Source organism: Flagellimonas maritima, assembly GCF_003269425.1.
GTDB classification, from domain to species: Bacteria; Bacteroidota; Bacteroidia; order Flavobacteriales; family Flavobacteriaceae; genus Flagellimonas; species Flagellimonas maritima.
In genome coordinates this window covers 851,685-865,974 of record NZ_CP030104.1, presented here as the reverse complement: position 1 = coordinate 865,974, position 14,290 = coordinate 851,685, and the positions used below count along the sequence as shown (strand labels likewise).

Sequence of the window (14,290 nt, the reverse complement as noted above, 5' to 3'; positions counted from 1 at the left end):
AATTTTCTATAACTTATATTGGAAAGACAGTATTTTGCGTAGAAGGGTTGCTTTCAACTTTAAGATTTGACGATATATTGGGGAATTTGTTTCAAAATTTGGACCGGAACGTTATGTTTTGGAAAGATTTCTGATCATTCCTCCAAAAATAAAATAATGAAAAGGCAATACGCTGTACCAATAGAGCCTGCCCCTAAGTCCTTTTGGCCTAAAGGTTGCTACTTGGTGAAGAACATTTTTATCGTCTATTTTAAACTCTAGCCATGCTTCTCCAGGCATTCGCATTTCAGCAAAAAGCAGTAAGCGTTTTGCTTTCTTATCGGCAAGCAATACACGCCAAAAATCAAGGGCATCCCCAGGAAAAATTTTATCAGGATTGGTACGTCCGCGCCTTAAGCCCGGACCCCCGTTCAGCTTATCCAAAAAACCTCGAATTTTCCAGAGCCAATCGCCATAATACCACCCTTGCGAACCACCTATACGCCAAATATTGTTCAAAACTTCTTCTTCATTTTTGATGGGCATTTTTTTTACATCTTTCAGCACCCCGTATTTTGGCACTTGAATGTATTTTTCCAAATCATCACTGATTCTTCCACTTGCTATACTATCTTTCCAACTGCTAAGAACCAGGTTCTGCTCAATTTTTTTGAATGCCATTTCGATAGCCTGTTCATACGAGTGGGTTTTCAATCCCAATAACTTCTGTAATTTGTTATCCTTTGCAACCACCTCCATCTTCATACTATCAACCAGGTTTACGGCTAATTTATAGGATGTTGACGTTACAAAATATAGCCAATAAGAAGATAGTTTGGGCGTCATTATGGGAACGGTAAAAATCCAGTTTTTAAAACCTCTTACCTTGGCGTACCTATGCAACATTTCTTTGTAGGTAAGCACATCTGGCCCACCAATATCAAAAGATTCCCCGTAGGTTTTTTTGTTGCCAAGTACATCCGTTAGAAAATTGATGACGTCCCGTATGGCAATGGGTTGGGATTTTGTCAAAACCCACTTTGGCGTTATCATAAAAGGAAGTTTCTCACACAGATCACGAATAATCTCAAAAGAGGAGCTACCAGAACCTACGATGATACCTGCCCTAAGAACGGTCAAATTAAAATTTCCTTTGTATAAAATATCCTCTACGTTCTTTCTGGAACTTAAGTGTCTGGAGAGTTTTTTGTCATTTACAATACCACTCAAATAAATGACCTGCTCAATATTGGTCTCAAAGACATATTCATTAAAAGTTTTGGCGGTTATAGCCTCTTTTTCATCAAAATCATCAATAGACGAAGCCATGGAATGAATCAGATAGTATGCAGCATCGATATCTTTTGGAATCTTTGTTTTATCCAACTCTTCCAGAAAATCAATTTCCACCACCTGGATTCTTTTACGGGTTTCTTTATCAACGGACAACCGTTTTTCATCCCTTACGGCACAAACTACTTCGTGCCCTAGTTCCAGCAATCTTGGCAAAAGACGCATTCCTATATAACCATTGGCTCCAGTCAATAGAATTTTCATAGGTCTTCTATTGATGTGGGCGCATTGTCAGCTTTATAGTCCAATAGTTTTCTAAAATACTTTTGTATGGCCTTGGTATCGGACTTTACTTTTATAAAATAATGATCGCGATATATAGAGTAGATTGCTAAATCGCCTTTGTAAATAGTGAGTTTGTAATAGGGGATTATTAAGCCAAATGTTTCCAACAGGGACCTAAATCGTACCACGATACCTTTAGGACGCATTTCAATATTGCATACGTTCAGGTTGTTGTCCAAAATCAATAGATTCTGGATTTCTACACTGGCCTCAGTAATAAAAAGTTTTGGGGAACCTATCCCTTTCAGTGCGAAACGCTCTTTTAGGGTAAACGGTTTGCCAACGGCTTCATCAATTTTCTTTGTAATTTTCCTGTTATTGTACGAGACATTTAAAAGCATTCCTAAAATTAACAAAAGCAGTCTGATCAAAGGGGCAAAGGATAATAATCTTATCATAAAAGCACAAAAAAAGTGTAGTTTTGCAGCCTGAAAAGGCTTTCTACATGAGTTTACAAAAAGTATTGTCCCAAAATGTTATTGAAGCGGTTTCCAAATTGTACGGTAAGAGTTTGCCTTTGGTGGAATTTCAACCTACGCGCAAGGATTTTGAGGGGGATATTACAATAGTTATTTTTCCCATGTTGCGCACTGTTAAAGGTAATCCTGTCGAAATAGGAACCAAAATCGGGGATCATCTTCAAAAACATGTTGATGAAGTATCCAAATTCAACGTAGTCAAGGGTTTTTTGAATATTGTTATAGATGATAGTTTCTACCTGAAATTCTTTAATTCAATCTTTGAAGAGAAAGATTATGGCTATTTAAAAAATGCATCTGATGATGCCGTTATGGTAGAATATTCTTCACCTAACACCAATAAGCCTTTACATTTGGGCCATATTCGTAATAATCTTTTGGGGTATTCGGTTGCGGAAATCCTAAAAGCTTCAGGCAAGAAAGTCTATAAAACACAAATAATCAATGACCGTGGCATCCATATTTGTAAAAGTATGTTGGCATGGCAGAAATTCGGTAAAGGCGAGACTCCAGATTCATCAGGAGTAAAGGGAGACCACTTGGTAGGCAAATATTATATAGAATTTGATAAGGTCTATAAGGAGCAAATTGGCAAGTTGGTTTCAGAAGGGCTTGAGAAAGAGCGTGCTGAAAAAGAAGCGCCCATTTTGTTGGAAGCCCAAAAAATGCTTCGTAAGTGGGAGGCTGGTGATACTGATGTCGTTGTGCTTTGGAAAAGAATGAACGGTTGGGTCTACAAAGGGTTTGATACCACTTATAAAAACCTTGGCGTTGATTTTGATACACTTTATTATGAAAGTGACACCTATCTTTTGGGAAGGGACGTTGTTAAAGATGGACTTGAAAAGGGTGTATTCTTTAAAAAAGAGGACGGAAGTGTTTGGATAGACTTGACGGATGAAGGTCTGGATGAAAAAATTGTATTGCGATCTGATGGAACTGCTGTCTATATGACACAAGATATAGGTACAGCAATCCAAAGGGTGACCGATTTCCCCGATATTAATGGAATGGTGTACACTGTTGGAAATGAACAGGACTATCATTTTAAAGTTTTGTTTCTGATTCTTAAAAAGCTAGGGTATGATTGGGCCAAACAGCTTTATCATTTAAGCTATGGCATGGTAGATTTGCCAAGCGGCAAAATGAAAAGTAGGGAAGGTACTGTTGTTGATGCCGATGACCTTATTGATAAAATGACCTTGACCGCCAAAGAAATTTCTGAAGAACTGGGAAAACTGGAGGGTTATTCGATACTAGAAAAAGAAGAATTGTACAAAACCATTGGTTTAGGGGCCTTAAAATATTATATTCTTAAGGTGGACCCTAAGAAGCGAATTCTTTTTAATCCAGAAGAGTCCGTTGATTTTCAAGGGAACACGGGTCCATTTATTCAATATACCTATGCGAGGATACAATCCATTCTAAGAAAAGCTGATTTTAATGTCTCAGCACCGTTGGACATCAATTTTGCTTTGCACCAAAAGGAAAAGGAACTTTTAAAACTTTTTCAAGTTTTTCCCGAAACGATACAATTGGCCGCCGAGAATTACAGTCCTGCACTGATTGCCAATTATACCTATGATTTGGTCAAGGAGTTCAACTCTTTCTACCAGCAAGTATCCATTTTAGGGGAAGTTGATGCCAATAAAAAACTATTCAGGGTACAACTGGCCAAAAAAGTGGGAGAAGTAATTCGGTCTTCATTTAAGCTTTTGGGAATTGCTGTGCCAGAAAGAATGTAAAAAGAGGTTGTTTAAAAAGTCTACCGTCATTAAATCTATCAGGTTGAGCCTATTAAAACCAATATTGAATATCAGTTAGTTAAAAACATTTGGACAGGCTCAGTGTGAATTAGTATTACTTTCTAAACAACCTCTTTTTTCTTGACCAACTAAAACGGACAAGAAAGGTTATTATTGATCGATATTTTTATACCTCCAATGTTTTCTCGCTTTGAGAAACTGCAAGACCATAGATTACAAGCCCAAATCCAATCTTGTTGATTGCATCACCTATATTGTAAACTACATTTAAATCCAGACCTCCAAAGATTCCGTCGTACCAACCAGGAGTGCCGGCCATATAACCCACTGGATATATTGCCCATCCAACCAGTACAAACCAACACAATGTTTTGTGGGCTGTCAATACAGAACCTCCTGCTTCAATAGCGAGTTTTTTGGCTTTGCCCAGCCAAATATCATAGACTATTACGAAGTAAGCAATTCCTGAAATAAGCCCCCATAACCATGCATTGTCCCTATCGACTGCTTCACCAACATATCCTGTTACCAGCATGATTACTGATAAAACTATCAACCTCCACATTAAAGAGGTTTTTGCCCCGGCCACTCGAAGGATTAAAAAGAACTCAACACACATTAATGGCACTGTCAATATCCAGTCTACGTATCTAAAGAATGTTGGCGATTCTGCAAATCCGGACCAATAATCCCTCATATACCAATAATGTACCGCAGCAATAAAAGTAATTAATCCTGATACTAGAATAGAAGTTCTCCATTTTCTATCAAAACTGTTCATTGATAAAAAGAAAAATGCGGAAGCCGCCATCATGGCCATACAACCTACAAAGAAGGTAAAGCCTACATAGTCATCGGTAGCCATCCTTGCTACCATAGGTAATGATGTAAATAAATTTTCCATGCTATTTTTTTGATTTTGTTTAATCAAATCTATCAAAAAATAAACAAAAAATTCATAATTTTGTTCATTATTTTTTATAAATGATTCAACAAAGTGATTTTAATTTTGTCAAATTGAGAAATATTTTGCTTTTGGTTACCATATTTGCATTATGGTTTTCTGTGTTCTCAAATGAACAAATTGAAGGAACCATTGCCTATGTTCTTATATTTTCTTTTGGAATTCTCCATGGCTCTAACGATATACTCTTAATACAGGTTGCTAGTAGGGAATTATTTGGTAATCACCATAAAATCAAAGTACTTGCCTTATATATAATGACAATTTTGACCATATTGCTACTATTTTCCTTTCTTCCAAAGTTGGCATTGCTCTCTTTTGTTTTAATCAGTGGTTTTCATTTTGGAGAGCAACACTGGGGAAAGAATTTGATAGGAAAAGACCATTGGGACAAGCTTTTTTTTACTTTATATGGGTTGTTTATTCTGTTTATGATTTTTTATATAAAAAGTGAACAAGCGTCAGATATTATAAATGATGTTTCAGGTTTTTCAATAAAAAAGGAAACTTTTCTTATCATTTTAAGTATAGTTGGAGCGTTACTGGCAATACAATGGATTCTTTATGTTTATATGAAGAGATTAAAAGCCAATGTTTTTGAGGAATTGTTCTTTTTAGTTGTATTTTTTGTTGTTTTCAGCACAGCTACTTTGCTTTGGGGATTTAGTATTTATTTTATAGTATGGCACAGTGTACCTTCATTGATAGACCAAATGAATTTTCTGTACGGTAGGGCTAACCAAAAGACCTTTTTTAAATATTTGAAGTCATCATGGTGGTATTGGTTGATTTCTATTATAAGTCTTATTGGATTTTATTTTTTGCTAAGAGACGATAACGAGTTCTTTACATCAATATTAATATATTTTTTGGCAGCTATTACTTTTCCGCATGTAATTGTAATGTCAAAGTTGGAAAGCAGCTAGTAACTAACTCTTAAGCTTACGTTTGGGGTAAATCCCAATGAGGTATTGTCAACGGTTTCAATTTGATTGTCATCTGTAACTCTATAGTATCGATTTAGTGAGTTATTTCGATTTGTTAGATTTAAAAGAGAAACCCCTGCACTTGCTTTGATTCCTCTATTTAACTTAAACATATATATTGCAGAAGCATCCACTCTAAGATATTCGGGCAGCCTACTACTATTTGGAGATTTAAAATTGATTCTTGCAGGAAAAACGGAAGTGTTTAAAGCAGAATCGCCGTCTTGCGGTTCGGTAAAAGGCCTTCCAGTGCGGTAGTTAAGCCCCAGGCCTATTTTTAAATCTTTGTGGGTGTATGTACCAGCAAGAGAAATGGTGTGTGTTATATCCAAATTATTTGGAAAGTTGTTCGGTTGAAGGGAATCAAAATCGTAATCGTTTTTGTTATAGGTATAGCTTAACCAAGTGCTGTAGTTGATACCCTTTTTATTTATCAAAAATTCCATGCCCCTAACATCATAACTGCCAATTTCTCCATTAAATTGATTTTGGTTTTGAAACCCCTGTGTGCTCGTACTAATCCCGTCCACTCTTTTATAAAAACCTTCCAATCCCAAATAAATACTGTTTTTTTCGTAGTTTAATCCTATTGAGCCTTGTTTGCTTTTGGTTATTGGCAACATGTTATCATCAGATAGAATCCATCTGCGTTTTTCTATTCCCAAAAAATTTTGCTCAAGGTCGACAATTTGGTTGGTAGTCTGACTTTTAAATTCCCCCAGTATTTCAGCTCTAAGATGATTTGCCAATCCAAAATTCAAATTCAAACGGGGTTCAACTATAATTTTTGAAAATGTTCCAAGGTTTTCTATATAATTAAGGCGAAATCCCGTCTTGCCTATAAATTTATTATCAATAGTGCTATAGCCTATTTCGGTAAAAGGAGCGTGAATTCGAATTACACCCTTTACATCACTGTTAAATGGCGGCTGTGTAAGATTGGTTGTATTTATGATACCCGTTTCAATATATTGGTATCCATTGTTCCAAACTACGTTATCGTTGATTGTGTAATTTGTATTCAATTTTATAGCTGTCTCGAGTACGCGATTATTTTGAAACAATAATTGGATTTGATTGCCAAAACGATTTTGGGAATCCAGATTGTATCGACTGTAATACACGTTTAAATTAGACGAAAATCTATCCGTCCACTTGGTGAGCAACTGGCCACCTATTGATAAATTTATTTGTTCAAGAATACTTCTAGTCGTTTCAAGCTCATCCAGATTGGTTTCGGAATATTCAAGTTTATTCGCAATCGTTATAAAACTCAATCTTAGTTTATGTTTTTTATCGATGTCATATAAAAATTTTCCAGAGAAATCATAAAAGAAGAAATTTTCGTCCCTTGTTATTTCCTCATCTACAGAAATATTATTTTGATTGGTGACTTCACTATCCTGAAAGGCCCTATCAAAGAAATTACCATAAGTGGGTGTTTTCAGAAAGTCTGTGGAAGAGCGTCTTGCGGAAAATTGAAAGCCAATTTTTTCTGTCAATGGAATCTGACCAAAGACATCACCACTGATAAAGTTAAAACCCGCACCACCAGAGAAATTATTAACAAGACTGTTATTGGTCTCCATTTGTATTACACTACTTACGCCATCACCATATTCCGAAGGGGTTCCGTTTTTTATAACGGTGATTTTATCGGTGAGATAGGGATTGAAAGCAGAAATAAGACCAAAAAAATGACCTGATTGATACATTTTAATTCCGTTCCAAAGGATAAGATTCTGATCGTTAGTGCCTCCACGAACATTTATGTCCGATACGGTTTCGTCAATACTTTTAATGCCAGGTAAAGCCTGAACCGTCTGTAATATATCGGGTTCAATTAAACCCGGCAAAATCCCGAAATCAGCAGTATTTAAGGTTATACTTGCATCCTTCTCTTTAATAAGGCCAGTTGTCAAAAATTGATATACAATTACTTCTTTCAACTTTTCATAATGCTGAGCCATCAATATTTTTGCACAACCTTGATTTTTTAATATTTCATCAACAGTTACATATTGGGTCGTGTAACCTAGGTATCTAAATTTTAATGATTTATTTCGGGGAACGTTCTCTAATGTAAAAAAACCTTTTGCATCTGTATCTGTAGCTATTGCTGTTCCAACCACTTCAACTGTAGCCCCCGGAACTGTATTTTCGGCAAAGTTGTCCAAAACTGTTCCGCAGACCGCAACATTTGGTATTTTGATAAAGCTGTAATACCGTTCATCCAGCTTTTCAATATCTACTTGCAGTTTCTTCTCAATATAGTTTAGGATATCATCTAACGCTATAAGATTTTTGGGTATGGAGATAGTAAAGTTATCCAAATCTTCATTGATGTATGAAAACTTGACATTGAACCGATCCTCCAGATTCTTTATGTAAGAGACCAAAGCCATTGGCCTGTCCTGTACATCCTGAGCTATTGATTTTGGGAAATACAAGAAAAAGAAGAACCATAATAAAAGGTAGGAATACCTTCTAAGGCATATTTTCTGCATAAAAAAGTACATTATCACCCTCAATTTTGTATTTAATCCGAGATGGGGTACTAATACTTTTTAACGCGGTATTTAAGTCCGTGTTGCTGAAAGATCCGGTGAATAGTAACTTTTCATCAACATTTTTTAAAGAAATATCAATTTTATACTGCCTTTCGAGCTCTGCGAAAACGAAACTCAACGGAGTGGCTTCAAAACTACTTTCATTGTTCATCCACGATGGTTTCGTTGAATTTGGTTGGCCTGCGTCCACAATTTTATGGTTGATGACCAAAAAAGTATTGCCTGCAGGTAACATGTTTTCTTTATTATTATGAATAACACGCACTAAACCTTCATAACAAGTGACCTCAAAAAAACCATCTCTATTTTCCACGTTGAATTGGGTGCCCAGAACAGCTATGGTTCCTTGATCAGTGGAAACAGTGAATTTTTTTCCTTTAGCAACCTTGAAAAATGCCTCTCCTTCCAAGCTGACATTTCTTTTTTGGTTCCAATCTTTTTTACTATACGAAATCTTGGAATCGGCATTTAGGAAAATTTCGGAATTATCCGGCAAAAGCACTTCGCCACGTTCCGCAACTTCTGTAGTAATAGATGTGTTGAACGAATTGAAATAAAAGTAAGAACCTACAAGTAGTATTGCGATTGCTGCTGCCACACGCAAAAAATTTCTGTACGGATTAAGTGCCACAATCTTTGGTGTGTTCTCAATACGCTCTTTTTTCAATTGCTCTAAAACTGTATCCGTATTGTAATCTGGTGCTTGCAATGTATCGGAAACTTGTTTAAGTCTCTGATAGGAAGCATACGAGTCGGATTTTTTGAATTCCGCAAGGTCTTCCTCAGAAAGGTCTCCACTTAGCCATTTGGCTAGATAATTTTCTTGCATGGGTGCTATGCTTTACATATTAATAACAACACTACTATAAAAAACCCTACTTTATAGTTGTTCGTTGTTCTCAACAAAGAATTTAAAGATAGTTTCAATTTACTGGATTTCCTTGGAACATGTAAATGGAAATTTATACAAATCATTGATAGATAAATAATTATATTTTTAGGTTGAAAGATATCAAGATTTTGAATATTCCTAACTCCTAACTCCTAACTCCTAACTCCTAACTCCATTAAATCCCATCAATTTGTTCTCTCAAACGCTTTAATGCCAGATGCATTCTCTTTTCGATAGCTTTAACGCTCACCCCTTCCATTTCGGCAATTTCAGCATATTTTTTACCATCAATTCTATTTAGCAGAAACGTTATTCTCTGGTTTTCCGGTAAATCGTTCAATGCTTTGTCCAATTTTGCTTTGTATTCTTTTTCTTCTAGCAAGAATTCTGGAGATTCATTGGAATGTTCTAGAGTAGGCTTGGCATATTTTAATCTTACTTTTTCTGCTTTGATTACATTTAAATATAAATTGTTCGCAACAGTGTATAGGTAGGATTTAGCTTTTTCTGGCAGGACTTTTTCACAGTTTTCCCATAACTTTACAAAAGCTTCTTGAACCGCGTCACTTGCCTTTTCCTCATTACCGAACTTATAATAAATATAGTTGAAAATCGTTTTGGAGTTAGCCCTGAATATTGAGCTGAAGACCTGATCCTCACAGACGTTGTTCATTAAAACAAGCTTTATAGTTTTGTCCAAAGGTATTTTAAAAAAATAAATTGTAAGTAGGGTTTTTTTTTAAGAAGTTGTTTTAGGGGTGTAGTATAACCCTAAATTCCAAATCGTTATGAAAAAATTTATAACCAAATTATTTTACACAGCTATTTTTGCAATGGCGCTTAGCTTTGGCGCCTGTCAAGAAGAGTTTGAGGAAGTAGCTGGAGTAGATGACCAAGAAACAATCACCGCCAATTCATCCACTGCCACATTGATTAAGAAAACTTCATCCAAAGATGGTTCTTTTGATAATATAGTGGACGGTGCAAGTTGTATAGCCATTAATTTTCCATATACAGTAGAGGTCAATGGAATTCAGATTACCATAGATGCTGTGGAGGACCTCCATACCATAGAAAATATTTTTGATGAGGTTGATATAGATCAAGATATTTTGGACATTCTTTTCCCAATTACAATTACCCTTGCGGATTTTACCGAAATTGTAATTGAAACCAAAGAAAGATTACGAGAATTGGCTGCAGTCTGCTTGGAAGGCGGCAGTGATGATGATATTGAATGTATTGACTTTGTATATCCGATAACACTTTTCACTTTTAATATAGATAATCAACAAACTGGGGAGATCGTAGTTAACAAGGATTCAGAATTGAGAAGATTTTTTGCCCAGTTGGAAGAGAATGCTTTAATCAGTATAAACTTTCCATTGACTTTAAAAAAGTTTGATGGCACTGAAATAATGGTTGATAGCAATGCAGAATTGGTCAACGCTTTGGAAAGAGCAAAAGACGAATGTGATGAAGATGATGATAATGATTATAATGATGACGATTTTACAAAAGAGCGCTTGGATAATCTCTTGGTTGAATGCCCTTGGTGGATAGAAGGTATATGGAGAGATAATCTTGATATGATATCCGATTTTGAACAGAACTTGATTCAGTTCAATGAAGACGGTACGGTAACAATACAAAAAACAGGTGCTATTTTTTCTGGAACTTGGGAGTCAAAAATTAAAGATTGGAGAGTTGCTCTGACCCTAGAATTTGAAAACGTGGTCGATTTAAATTTGGAATGGTTTGTATATGAGATTGGTGAAGGTAAAATAAAGCTTTTCAAAGATGGAGCCAACAGGATAATACTGGAAAGCGCCTGTGATTATGAGAAGGAGTCCTGTACGGACGAGGAAGTGGTTAACAACTTGTCCGGATGTAAATGGATTGTTGCCAATGCAGAAGAAGGCAGCTTCCTTACAGACTTGACCTTGGACTTTTCGAATATGAATATCCATGTACGAAATCCCAATGAAACGGTAGTTGATGAAGGAAACTGGGAAATTGAAAATGGTACGCTCACCTTTAATGACTTGAGCATGGTACTGGCAAACTATATCGGCGAATGGGTAATAATTGATTGCAGGAGTGACCGTTTAGAAATAAAACGTGGAGAAGAAGTTTTAGTGATTGAAAAAGATTGCGATTGATAGTTTTATAAAATTTCAGCTTTTTTGCCCCAATAATTTAAGTAGCGCCTGTCGAAAGACAGGCGTTTTTCATGCATAATTTATTCAAATATTTATCTAATTATCAAAACCCTTGTTTTTCAATGTTCTATTGGGTTAGGTTTTTATCTTTAATTTCAACCTACTTTTTTTGTAGAGAGATTGGAACAAATGCCTTTTGTCTGACCATATTTTTCTAGCGGTTTCCTTCTTGTTCCCTAGGTTATTCTTAAATTTGCCTTTCTTCAAAATTAAACAGGAGTATGTTCGATAATTTAAGCGATAAGCTGGACAAAGCACTCCACGTCCTAAAGGGGCATGGACAAATAACGGAGATCAATGTAGCGGAAACTCTTAAAGAAGTTCGAAGAGCCCTTTTGGATGCCGATGTCAACTTTAAGATAGCAAAGGAATTTACCAATCGTGTTAAAGAAAAAGCACTTGGTCAAAACGTACTTACAAATTTACAGCCTGGCCAACTTATGGTCAAAATTGTAAAAGATGAGTTGACCGAGTTAATGGGCGGAGAAGCAGAGGAAATTGATCTTACGGGGAACCCTTCCGTAATTCTAATGTCTGGCTTGCAAGGTTCCGGTAAAACCACCTTTTCAGGAAAATTGGCCAACTATCTAAATAATAAAAAAAGCAAAAAACCACTTTTGGTCGCTTGCGATGTCTATCGCCCTGCAGCAATTGATCAATTGCATGTAGTAGGCGAACAAATTGGTGTTGAGGTTTTCTCAGATAGAGAAAACAATGATCCCGTTTCAATTGCAAAGTCAGGTATTGCATATGCAAAGACAATAGGATGCAACGTAGTAATCATTGATACGGCAGGTCGTTTGGCAGTAGATGAACAAATGATGAACGAAATTGCCAACATTCATAAAGCTATAACTCCCCAAGAAACCTTGTTTGTAGTTGATTCCATGACAGGACAAGATGCCGTTAATACTGCTAAAGCCTTCAATGACATCTTAAATTTTGACGGCGTTATCTTGACGAAATTAGATGGTGATACTAGGGGCGGTGCTGCTATTTCCATAAAATCCGTAGTGGACAAACCTATCAAGTTCATTGGTACTGGAGAAAAGATGGAGGCTATAGATGTCTTCTATCCTTCAAGAATGGCGGATAGGATATTGGGAATGGGAGATGTTGTGTCTTTGGTCGAGCGTGCACAAGAACAATTTGATGAAGAACAAGCTCGAAAAATTCAAAAGAAAATTGCTAAAAATAAATTTGGATTCGATGACTTCTTGAGCCAGATACAGCAAATCAAGAAGATGGGCAATATGAAGGACTTAATGGGTATGATTCCTGGTGCAGGAAAAGCCATGAAAGGATTGGATATTGATGATGATGCTTTCAAACATATTGAAGCCATAATACATTCTATGACCCCTGATGAACGTTCTACACCAGCCAAGTTAAATGCAAGTAGGAAAAAACGAATTGCCATGGGCAGTGGGCGAACTGTACAAGAAGTGAACCAGTTATTAAAACAGTTTGAACAAATGAGCAAAATGATGAAAATGATGCAAGGTGGTGGTAGCAAGAAAATGATGCAGATGATGCAGAACATGCGTTAATTTCACTTAGTAGTCAGTAGTCAGTAGTCAGTAGTCAGTAGTCAGTAGTCAGTAGTCAGTAGTCAGTAGTCAGTAGTCAGTAGTCAGTAGTCAGTAGTCAGTAATCAGTAGTTTATAATTCGTTACTTAAATAAACCATCCAAATGGAAATCCTAGACGGAAAAAAAGTATCCAACGACATAAAAAATGAAATTGCGGCAGAGGTGGCAAAAATGAAGGAAAAGGGAGAAAAGGTTCCCCATTTAGCAGCAGTTATTGTTGGTAACGATGGCGCAAGTTTAACTTACGTGGGCAGTAAGGTGCGTTCATGCGAACGTGTGGGTTTTGAATCTACCTTAATCCGTTTGCCAAGTACGACTTCCGAGCAGGAACTGCTCAAAAAAATCGAGGAACTTAATGAGGATACAAATATTGACGGATTCATAGTACAATTACCACTTCCGGAGCAAATCGATACCCAAGAAGTGATTATGGCTATTCATCCTGATAAGGATGTTGATGGTTTTCATCCAACCAATTTTGGCAAAATGGCACTGGATATGAGTACGTTCATTCCCGCAACCCCATTTGGAATATTGGAACTTTTGGAACGCTATAATGTCGATACCAAAGGAAAACATACCGTAGTAATCGGTCGCAGCCATATTGTAGGGAGGCCAATGAGTATTTTAATGGGGCGTAAAGGATGGCCCGGTAACTCTACGGTAACGCTTACACATAGCCATACCAAAAATATTACTCAGATTATATCACAGGCAGATATCGTAATTTCTGCACTGGGAGTTCCCAAATTTTTAAAGGCCGAGATGGTAAAGGATGATGCCGTAATAATTGATGTAGGGATAACACGTGTTCCAGACGATTCGCGCGAAAGGGGATATTATATAACTGGAGATGTGGATTTTGAAAACGTCAGTAAAAAAGCATCTTACATAACACCGGTACCTGGAGGCGTAGGCCCTATGACCATAGCCATGCTGTTAAAAAACACCTTATTGGCACGTGAGCGCCATAGAATGAAGAAATAAGCACTTATTTCTTCTTTAATTGTGTCTCTTCTTCTGGGGTCAATATTTCTAGGTCCTGATCATCCTCGTCATTTGTGCAGCTTGTAACTGCAAAAGAAGAAAACAATACCGTTATAATCAGTAAAACTTCTTTCATCATTTGGTAATTTAGTAGGTATGGTACCCTATGATTATTACATATATAACGTTTAAAAAAGAGAAAATAGTATCAATTGT

At 36.4% G+C, this 14,290-nt stretch carries 12 protein-coding genes; 5 read left to right on the top strand and 7 right to left on the bottom strand.

All coding sequences use genetic code 11. From position 1 onward, the window contains the following. Positions 1–111: 111 nt before the first annotated feature. Positions 112–1,536 (bottom strand): SDR family oxidoreductase, encoded by a 1,425-nt coding sequence (locus tag HME9304_RS03735; protein ID WP_112377312.1) that lies wholly within the window; start codon positions 1,534–1,536, stop codon positions 112–114. Then, on the bottom strand, positions 1,533–1,958 hold the full coding sequence (locus HME9304_RS03730; protein ID WP_112379717.1) for a hypothetical protein: 426 nt from the start codon (positions 1,956–1,958) through the stop codon (positions 1,533–1,535). Before HME9304_RS03730 ends, HME9304_RS03735 begins: the two co-directional genes overlap by 4 nt. Positions 1,959–2,062: 104 nt before the next feature. Between HME9304_RS03730 and argS the strand changes: the two genes are divergently transcribed. Further along, positions 2,063–3,841 carry an arginine--tRNA ligase gene (argS, locus tag HME9304_RS03725; protein ID WP_112377311.1) on the top strand — a complete coding sequence of 593 codons (1,779 nt, stop codon included), beginning with the start codon at positions 2,063–2,065 and terminating at the stop codon, positions 3,839–3,841. Positions 3,842–4,028: 187 nt separating this feature from the next. Here argS and HME9304_RS03720 read toward each other — a convergent pair whose 3' ends face one another. Further along, positions 4,029–4,766, bottom strand: a complete 738-nt coding sequence (locus HME9304_RS03720; RefSeq protein ID WP_112379716.1) for a bacteriorhodopsin-like — start codon at positions 4,764–4,766, stop codon at positions 4,029–4,031. 113 nt (positions 4,767–4,879) lie between these two features. Here HME9304_RS03720 and HME9304_RS03715 point away from each other — a divergent pair, with 113 nt between their 5' ends. After that, positions 4,880–5,752: a Brp/Blh family beta-carotene 15,15'-dioxygenase gene (locus HME9304_RS03715; RefSeq protein ID WP_164674755.1), complete on the top strand. Its 873-nt coding sequence runs from the start codon at positions 4,880–4,882 to the stop codon at positions 5,750–5,752. On the opposite strand, the gene HME9304_RS03710 is transcribed toward HME9304_RS03715, so the two are convergent. The 3 genes from HME9304_RS03710 to HME9304_RS03700 form a co-directional block, all read right to left on the bottom strand. After that, complete coding sequence (locus HME9304_RS03710) at positions 5,749–8,319, bottom strand: TonB-dependent receptor (protein ID WP_239023384.1); 2,571 nt, start codon at positions 8,317–8,319, stop codon at positions 5,749–5,751. The genes HME9304_RS03715 and HME9304_RS03710 overlap by 4 nt on opposite strands. Beyond that, a complete protein-coding gene (locus tag HME9304_RS03705; RefSeq protein WP_112377308.1) occupies positions 8,300–9,211 on the bottom strand; it encodes a FecR family protein in 912 nt (303 codons plus the stop codon). Before HME9304_RS03705 ends, HME9304_RS03710 begins: the two co-directional genes overlap by 20 nt. Before the next feature lie 238 nt (positions 9,212–9,449). Continuing rightward, positions 9,450–9,947 (bottom strand): RNA polymerase sigma factor, encoded by a 498-nt coding sequence (locus HME9304_RS03700; RefSeq protein ID WP_112377307.1) that lies wholly within the window; start codon positions 9,945–9,947, stop codon positions 9,450–9,452. Positions 9,948–10,062: 115 nt separating this feature from the next. On the opposite strand from HME9304_RS03700, the gene HME9304_RS03695 reads away from it, so the two are divergent. The 3 genes from HME9304_RS03695 (at position 10,063) to HME9304_RS03685 (ending at position 14,074) form a co-directional block, all read left to right on the top strand. Continuing rightward, positions 10,063–11,436: a hypothetical protein gene (locus HME9304_RS03695; protein WP_112377306.1), complete on the top strand. Its 1,374-nt coding sequence runs from the start codon at positions 10,063–10,065 to the stop codon at positions 11,434–11,436. 281 nt (positions 11,437–11,717) lie between these two features. Next, positions 11,718–13,046 carry a signal recognition particle protein gene (gene ffh, locus HME9304_RS03690; protein WP_112377305.1) on the top strand — a complete coding sequence of 443 codons (1,329 nt, stop codon included), beginning with the start codon at positions 11,718–11,720 and terminating at the stop codon, positions 13,044–13,046. Positions 13,047–13,189: 143 nt separating this feature from the next. Further along, positions 13,190–14,074 (top strand): bifunctional 5,10-methylenetetrahydrofolate dehydrogenase/5,10-methenyltetrahydrofolate cyclohydrolase, encoded by an 885-nt coding sequence (locus HME9304_RS03685; protein WP_112377304.1) that lies wholly within the window; start codon positions 13,190–13,192, stop codon positions 14,072–14,074. 4 nt (positions 14,075–14,078) lie between these two features. Here HME9304_RS03685 and HME9304_RS17205 read toward each other — a convergent pair whose 3' ends face one another. Then, positions 14,079–14,213, bottom strand: a complete 135-nt coding sequence (locus HME9304_RS17205; protein WP_262510370.1) for a hypothetical protein — start codon at positions 14,211–14,213, stop codon at positions 14,079–14,081. Between the last annotated feature and the right edge of the window lie 77 nt (positions 14,214–14,290).